Annotated in this window: 7 protein-coding genes; 4 read left to right on the top strand and 3 right to left on the bottom strand. The window is 57.7% G+C overall.

All coding sequences use genetic code 11. From position 1 onward, the window contains the following. Positions 1-212: 212 nt before the first annotated feature. Positions 213-1112 (bottom strand): LysR family transcriptional regulator, encoded by a 900-nt coding sequence (locus AAEZ03_RS18520; protein ID WP_350580564.1) that lies wholly within the window; start codon positions 1110-1112, stop codon positions 213-215. A gap of 86 nt (positions 1113-1198) precedes the next feature. Next, on the bottom strand, positions 1199-2593 hold the full coding sequence (locus AAEZ03_RS18515) for a PhoH family protein (protein WP_123749662.1): 1395 nt from the start codon (positions 2591-2593) through the stop codon (positions 1199-1201). A gap of 478 nt (positions 2594-3071) precedes the next feature. Here AAEZ03_RS18515 and AAEZ03_RS18510 point away from each other — a divergent pair, with 478 nt between their 5' ends. Beyond that, positions 3072-3392, top strand: coding sequence for a hypothetical protein (locus tag AAEZ03_RS18510; protein WP_123749661.1), 321 nt, complete (start codon positions 3072-3074; stop codon positions 3390-3392). 42 nt (positions 3393-3434) lie between these two features. Here the strand turns inward: AAEZ03_RS18510 and AAEZ03_RS18505 are convergent, their stop codons facing one another. Beyond that, positions 3435-4562, bottom strand: a complete 1128-nt coding sequence (locus AAEZ03_RS18505; RefSeq protein WP_350580561.1) for a polysaccharide deacetylase family protein — start codon at positions 4560-4562, stop codon at positions 3435-3437. Between the two features lie 219 nt (positions 4563-4781). On the opposite strand from AAEZ03_RS18505, the gene yaaA reads away from it, so the two are divergent. Genes yaaA through AAEZ03_RS18490 form a run of 3 tightly spaced genes read left to right on the top strand, consistent with a single transcriptional unit; the run spans position 4782 to position 6865 of the window. Then, positions 4782-5561 (top strand): peroxide stress protein YaaA, encoded by a 780-nt coding sequence (yaaA, locus tag AAEZ03_RS18500; RefSeq protein WP_048389799.1) that lies wholly within the window; start codon positions 4782-4784, stop codon positions 5559-5561. A gap of 10 nt (positions 5562-5571) precedes the next feature. Next, the gene (locus AAEZ03_RS18495; RefSeq protein WP_262124586.1) at positions 5572-6036 is read left to right on the top strand and encodes a multidrug transporter; all 465 of its coding nucleotides are present in this window, start codon (positions 5572-5574) and stop codon (positions 6034-6036) included. Between the two features lie 10 nt (positions 6037-6046). Further along, on the top strand, positions 6047-6865 hold the full coding sequence (locus AAEZ03_RS18490) for an SDR family oxidoreductase (protein ID WP_350580558.1): 819 nt from the start codon (positions 6047-6049) through the stop codon (positions 6863-6865). Positions 6866-6919 lie beyond the last annotated feature (54 nt).

Raw genomic sequence — 6919 nt, 5'->3', positions numbered from 1 at the left:
CCTGCCGGGTTACCCACTGCGCAAAACCTGCGTTCGGCCAGCGTGGTTTAACGGGGCCTCTTAGATCAAGATCAAAAACCAGATCAGGATCAACAGATCGCGAGCAAGCTCGCTCCTACAGGGCCTTTAGAATCAATCACTTATTTTGTGTTTGATAGGAGCGAGCTTGCCTCGCGATCTTTTGATTTTTTAAAAGATCGCGAGACAAGCTCCTACAGTGAAATTTGGCGAAGCACACCCCGCAGCCAGCGATGCCCCGGATCGTCACTGAAACGCTGATGCCAGACTTGCACGTAGTTAAACGGCGCCACGTTCAACGGCGGCGGCAATCTGACCAGTGAATCGGCCAATGGCAGGCTGCCCAGGGTGCGGGTGGCAACCGTCAGAATCAGGTCCGTATCGCCAATGACGCTTGGGGCTGCGCTCCAATGAGGCACGTTCACCGCGACATGGCGCTGCAAGCCCTGGGCGCGCAATACGTTGTCGACTTCGCCCTGGGTGTTGCCGTCCATCGACACCAGCACGTGGGGCCGTTGCAGATAGGTATCGAGGTCCAGCACGCCATTCTCGGGCAGGACGTTGCGGTTGAGCAGGCAGGTAAAGGTTTCTTCGAACAACACCTCGCTGCAGAGGAACTCGGGCAGCGTGGCAAAAACACCCAGCGCGAGGTCTATCTTGCCGTGTTCGAGTTGTTCGAGCATGCCCAGGCGGCTGTCCTGGACCACCACCAGCGAGATGCCGGGCGCCAGCTCGCGCAATTGCTCCACCAACTTGGGCAACACGATGGCCGCGCCGTAATCGGACATCGCCACGCGGAATGTGCGTTGCGATTCCCCCGGCACAAAGTCGACCGACTGACCGAGCAAGGTTTCGATCTGCCCCAAAATCACCTTGAGCGGCGCCTGAATGTTTTGCGCCAGCGTACTGAGCACCACTTCGTTGCCCTGCCGAATCAGCAGCGGGTCATTGAGCAATAACCGCAGCTTGCTCAGCGAATGGCTGATGGCCGGCTGGCTCAAGTGCAAACGCACACCGGTGCGGGTCACGTGCTTTTCCGTGAGCAGCGCATCGAGCACCACCAGCAGATTCAAATCGATAGTGCGCAGTAACACCTTGGCAGCTCCTGATTAAACATGGCTGGCGCCACAACGAAACCGGGCGGCTCTAGGCCGCCCGGATCAAGGTTATGTCAGAAGTGTTAGAGATGCGACTCTGCGTACTCGGCCAGGATCGAACGAGGGACGCCTTGCAGGGCGATGTGCACACCGTTGGGGAAGTCTTTGAAACGCTCCGTCAGGTAGGTCAGCCCCGAACTGGTGGCCGACAGGTAAGGCGTATCGATCTGCGCCAGGTTGCCCAGGCACACCACTTTAGAGCCCGCGCCCGCCCGGGTGATGATGGTTTTCATCTGGTGCGGCGTGAGGTTCTGGCACTCGTCAATCAAGATCAGGCTTTGCTGGAAACTACGCCCCCGGATGTAGTTAAGCGATTTGAACTGCAAAGGCACTTTGCTGAGGATGTAATCCACGCTGCCGTGGGTGTTTTCGTCATCCATGTGCAGGGCTTCAAGGTTGTCGGTGATGGCCCCCAGCCACGGCTCCATCTTCTCGGCCTCGGTGCCCGGCAGGAAGCCGATTTCCTGATCCAGCCCTTGCACGCTGCGGGTACAGATAATGCGCCGGTAGCGCTTGCTGACCATGGTTTGTTCAATGGCGGCCGCCAGCGCCAGAATGGTTTTGCCCGAACCCGCCGCACCCGACAGGTTAACCAGATGAATATCCGGATCGAGCAAGGCGAACAGCGCCAGCCCCTGGTAAATATCCCGCGGTTTCAAGCCCCAGGCTTCCTGGTGCAGCAACGGTTCCTGGTGCATGTCGAGAATCAGCAGGTGGTCCTTGCGCACCTCTTTGATCCAGCCCACAAACCCTTGCTCATCAATGATGAATTCGTTGATGTGCACCGATGGCAGGTTTTCGTTCATTTGCACCTGATGCCAGGTGCGGCCGTGCCCTTGACGGGTTTCGACCTTGCTCACGCGGTCCCAGAACGAACCGGTCATGGTGTGGTAGCCGCGTGACAGCATCGACACGTCGTCAACCAGTTGGTCAGTGCTGTAGTCCTCGGACTCGACCCCACAGGCGCGAGCCTTGAGCCGCATGTTGATGTCTTTGGTCACCAGCACCACGTGCAGGTTCGGTTCACGGGCGTGCAGGTCAATCAGTTGATTGATGATGATGTTGTCGTTGAGGTTTTCGGGGAGCAGCGCATTAGGCTCTCTGCGCTTGTTCATCAGGATTGACAGAAAGCCCTTGGGCCCGCTTTTGCCTCGCTGGATCGGCACGCCCTTTTCAACGTCTTCTGGCGAAGCCACGCCCAGGGTCTGATCGATCAAACGAATTGCCTGGCGACACTCCGCTGCCACCAATAGCTTGCCGGTTTTGAGTTTGTCGAGCTCTTCAAGCACCGTCATCGGGATAGCGACGTGGTGTTCCTCGAAGTTGAGCAAAGCATTTGGATCGTGAATCAGAACATTGGTATCGAGTACATAAAGGATTGGCTGGTTGGAAGAAGGAGTGCGTCCGTGATCATCCATACTCGGTCACCTTTGTGGGAGCCATTCGACGCAATACCGCAACAGTGCTGCGCCTCGAGTGACTGTCGAATTCATCTGTTTCTGTCAGATGAATGCCCTGCCCGATGGGTCTTGGAAGACGCCACCTGTGTTGCAGGTTTCGGCGGTCTGTCTTGGTAATACTCCAAATCATGTGACAAAAAAAAGTATTTTTACTGTTTGGCAGTTTTATTTTTCTGACTGACGAATAGCCTTGGCGACCTGCAAAATTGCTACTAGGCTCAGTAGTTACCTGACACAACCTGCGGCATTTAATCCAGTATTCGCCTGCTTCGGCGCGCCGAAAATACCGCCTCGAAATCTCTCCCCACAAGGCCGGACGGCTCTTACAAAACGCCGGGATGCCCCCTACCCGTCTTTCTCTTTGGCAGCACTAAGCTTCGTGACGCACCGGTTCATTAAGGCCTGCGCTCACATTTTTTATGCCAAAGGAATCCGTATGACCCCTATTTCCAAAACCCTGGAGCAAATGCTGCTCGAGATTTACCAGGACGGCAGCGTGTCTGTGACTGAATACCGCCAGCTGCGCGACAACGCTGACGAACGCATGGCGGCGGTCATCAATGAGTTTGGCCAGCACAACAACATCACCGCTTTCCAAAAAGCCATGGACGTCGCCATGCAACTGCTACAGCTGTCGGTCATTGATGCAAAAAAAGCCCAACTGACCGACACCGGCGAAGCCATCGTCAAAGATGCCGTGGTGTCACAAGTGGAATATCTTCGCGCAGGCTCAGAACTGGCCTTGCGCCTTTTGTAAGGGTTACAACAAAGCGCTCGTCCAATCGGGCGGGCGCACTGATTACTGAGCCCCCAAAGCCTCGCACTCCTCCCAGCCCAACCCGCTCTGCACAGTGGCCTTGAGTAGCCAGGGCAATGCGCTGCGGACTTTGTCCTGGGTGTCATGGAAGGCAATCAGGCCATGGCGCCACAACAGCATCAAGGTCAATACGCGGTGTGCCGACTGCTCGGCCGTAAGGCTGCCGGCCAGGTCTTGCGAGTCAATGTTCCACAACGCCACCTGCAAGCCCTGGGAGTCAAAAAACGCCCCGCTATCAGCCCTGCGCTGGCCGTAAGGCGGCCGGAACAGCGGCACGTAGTGTTGCGGCAACACCTGTTTCACCAGCGCGGTACTGCGCAGCACCGAGTCCTGCCAGTTTTGCCAATGACTGTGGGCCCGATATTCCCACCCTTGCACGCCTACACATTGACCTTTGTACAGCGCCCTCAGGGCCTGCTCGGAGCTTTTGTCGAGTCGAGCTTTCAAGCTGTTGCCCAAGACAAAAAACGTCGCGCTCATGGACTGTTTGCGCAGATAGTCAGTAAGCCAGTCGGTGGTGCCGCCGATGACCGTCGGGCCGCTGTCGAAGGTCAGCATGAACAGCCGGTCGTGCATGTCCTCGCCATTGAACTCCTGATCGCCCAGCAGCGCGATTTCGCTGCTGATTTGTGGCGACAGCGCGGCCAGGCGCAACTGTTCATACAGGTAGCGGCGGTGAAACTCTGCACTCGGTTCGGCCCATTTCACGTAGAAGGAATCATCGGCCACTTCGAACTTGCCCGCCTGTTCACGCAGGCTGGCCATGTCTTCGACGTAATAACAGAACGAAGCATCCTGATCACAGCTTTGCTGGGCAAAGTTGTAATTGGCCAACAGGCGTTGCCACAGGCGCTGACGGACTTTATCAATCGCATCCATATTGATGACCTTGAGGCCCAGGCGCTCTTTAAGGCCGTTCTCATCCAGCCCTTCGCTGACCAGCAGGGCGTGGGCGAACGTCAGGATCTCGGCACGCGAGGCGACATCGAACAGGGCCGGGCTGCTCAATGGCTCTGGCCAGGTCGTGCGATCCAGCGTCGCCGGATCATTGGGCGCCGCCACTGCCCCCAGACACACCAGCCAGGCCGACAAAAAAAGAGCAATGCGCACAGAGCCATCTCCGTCTAAAAACTGCCAGCACTATAACCGCTAACCCATTCCCCCGTAGGAGCGAGCTTGCCTCGCGATCTTTTGATCTGCCCCTTAACGCAGCCTTCGTGCCTCGTCAGCGACTACAGCGCCTTGTTTTTCAGGGCCTATCACCACCATAGGTGGAGTCAAACCGCTCAACCCCCTAGAATCGTCCGGACGCTAACAGGAGACGACCTCATGCTGATGGTGATTTCACCCGCTAAAACCCTCGACTACGAGACGCCGCCAGCCACTGCGCGTTTCACCTTGCCGCAATACCTGGATCACTCCCAGGAGTTGATCGAACAACTGCGCACACTAAGCCCGCAACAGATTGGCGAGCTGATGCATTTGTCCGACAAACTCTCGGGCCTTAACGCCGCCCGTTTCGGCAGCTGGACCCCGGAGTTCACCCCTGACAACGCTAAACAGGCGCTGCTGGCGTTTAAAGGCGATGTGTATACCGGCTTGAATGCGGTGGACTTCAGCGAGGCCGATTTCGACTACGCTCAAACGCATCTGCGCATGCTCTCCGGGCTTTACGGCTTGCTGCGCCCGCTGGACTTGATGCAACCGTACCGCCTGGAAATGGGCACCAAACTGGCCAATGCCAGGGGCAAGGATTTGTACGCGTTCTGGGGCACCCGTATCAGCGAATGGCTGAATGAGGCGCTGGCCGAGCAAGGCGATGACGTGTTGCTGAATCTGGCCTCCAACGAGTACTTCTCGGCGGTAAAAAAGTCAGCCCTGAACGCCCGCATCATCAATACTGAATTCAAGGACCTGAAAAACGGTCAGCACAAAATCATCAGCTTCTACGCTAAAAAAGCGCGCGGCATGATGAGCCGTTTTGTGATCAAGGAACGCATTAACAACCCGGCCGATCTCAAGCAGTTTGACGCTCAGGGCTATCGTTACAGCGCTGAACAGTCAAAGCCCGATCTGCTGGTTTTCTTGCGCGACGAAGCTCCCGAGTAGAGGCGTAGCCATGTTTGTCGGCGTTTTACTCATCATTGCCTGGCTCGTACTGTTGCTGCGCTACCCGCGCAAGGCGTTTCCGGTGTCGCTGGCAGCGCTGGTCGGATTGGCAATAGTGGCTGCCTGCGTGGCCTGGCAAGACAGCCGGGAGGCCGATCAATTGGCCCGGCTGGATCTGCGCATTGTCTACGACCCGGCACAATGCCCCGCAGATCGCCCGCTGCAGTTAACCCTGACCAACAGCAATGACGTGCCGTTGAGCGAGTTGTCCTGGCGGATCGCGGCGTACGCGCCGGGTGACACGGTCAACCTCGCTGACAACCAGTACACGGCCCCGCATTATCGTGGCCCCGGTGAGTTGCAAGCGGGCGCCTCGTGGAAAGACTGTTTGCCAATGCCGCCGCTGCGCACCGGGTATCGCGCGCCAAGCCTGGAATTTCGCGCTGAGCGCCTGCAAGGCAGCTTCTCCAATTAAGGATATTTCGATGCGCCGTGTTTTGATTACCGGGTGCTCCAGCGGCATCGGCCGCGCCATGGCCGATGCTTTCAAGGCGGCGGGCCACGAAGTGTGGGCCAGCGCCCGCAAACCGCACGATGTCGAGCACTTGGCCGCCGCCGGATTTATCGCCCTGCAACTGGACGTCAATGATCCGGCAGCCCTGGCGCAACTGGCTGAGCGTCTGAGCCAGGAGACCGATGGCCTGGACGTGTTGATCAACAACGCCGGCTACGGCGCCATGGGCCCGGTGCTCGACGGGGGTGTTGAAGGCCTGCAGCAGCAATTTGAAACCAATGTGTTTTCAGTGGTCGGCGTCACCCGCGCGTTGTTTACTCAACTGCGTCGCAAGCAAGGGCTGGTGGTGAACATCGGCAGCGTGTCCGGCGTACTCGTCACCCCGTTCGCCGGGGCGTACTGCGCCTCGAAAGCAGCGGTCCATGCACTGAGCGACGCCTTGCGCATGGAGTTGGCGCCATTCGGTATACGCGTTCTGGAAGTCCAGCCGGGCGCCATCAACACCCAGTTTGCGAAAAATGCCAGCGATCAGGCTGAGCACTTGATCAGCGAAAACTCCCCATGGTGGCCGATGCGTGAAGGCATTCGTGCACGGGCCAAAGCTTCGCAAGACAACCCCACCCCCGCCACCGCGTTCGCCACAGCCGTACTTAACGCCGTAGACCGCCCAAAACCACCCCACCTGCTGAGGTACGGTAATGGCAGCCGCGCTCTGCCGCTGCTCGCCGCGCTGGTGCCGAGCGGGCTGCTGCAAAAAATTCTGATGAAGCGATTTGGCTTGAATCGCTAAAAGTCGGCCAACACATCAAAGCACCGGAGTTAATAGGGCTTATATCGAAAGAGC

It is taken from the genome of Pseudomonas sp. HY2-MNA-CIBAN-0224 (assembly GCF_040310285.1).
Taxonomy (GTDB): domain Bacteria; phylum Pseudomonadota; class Gammaproteobacteria; order Pseudomonadales; family Pseudomonadaceae; genus Aquipseudomonas; species Aquipseudomonas helleri.
This window is presented reverse-complemented; position numbering and strand designations above follow the sequence as displayed.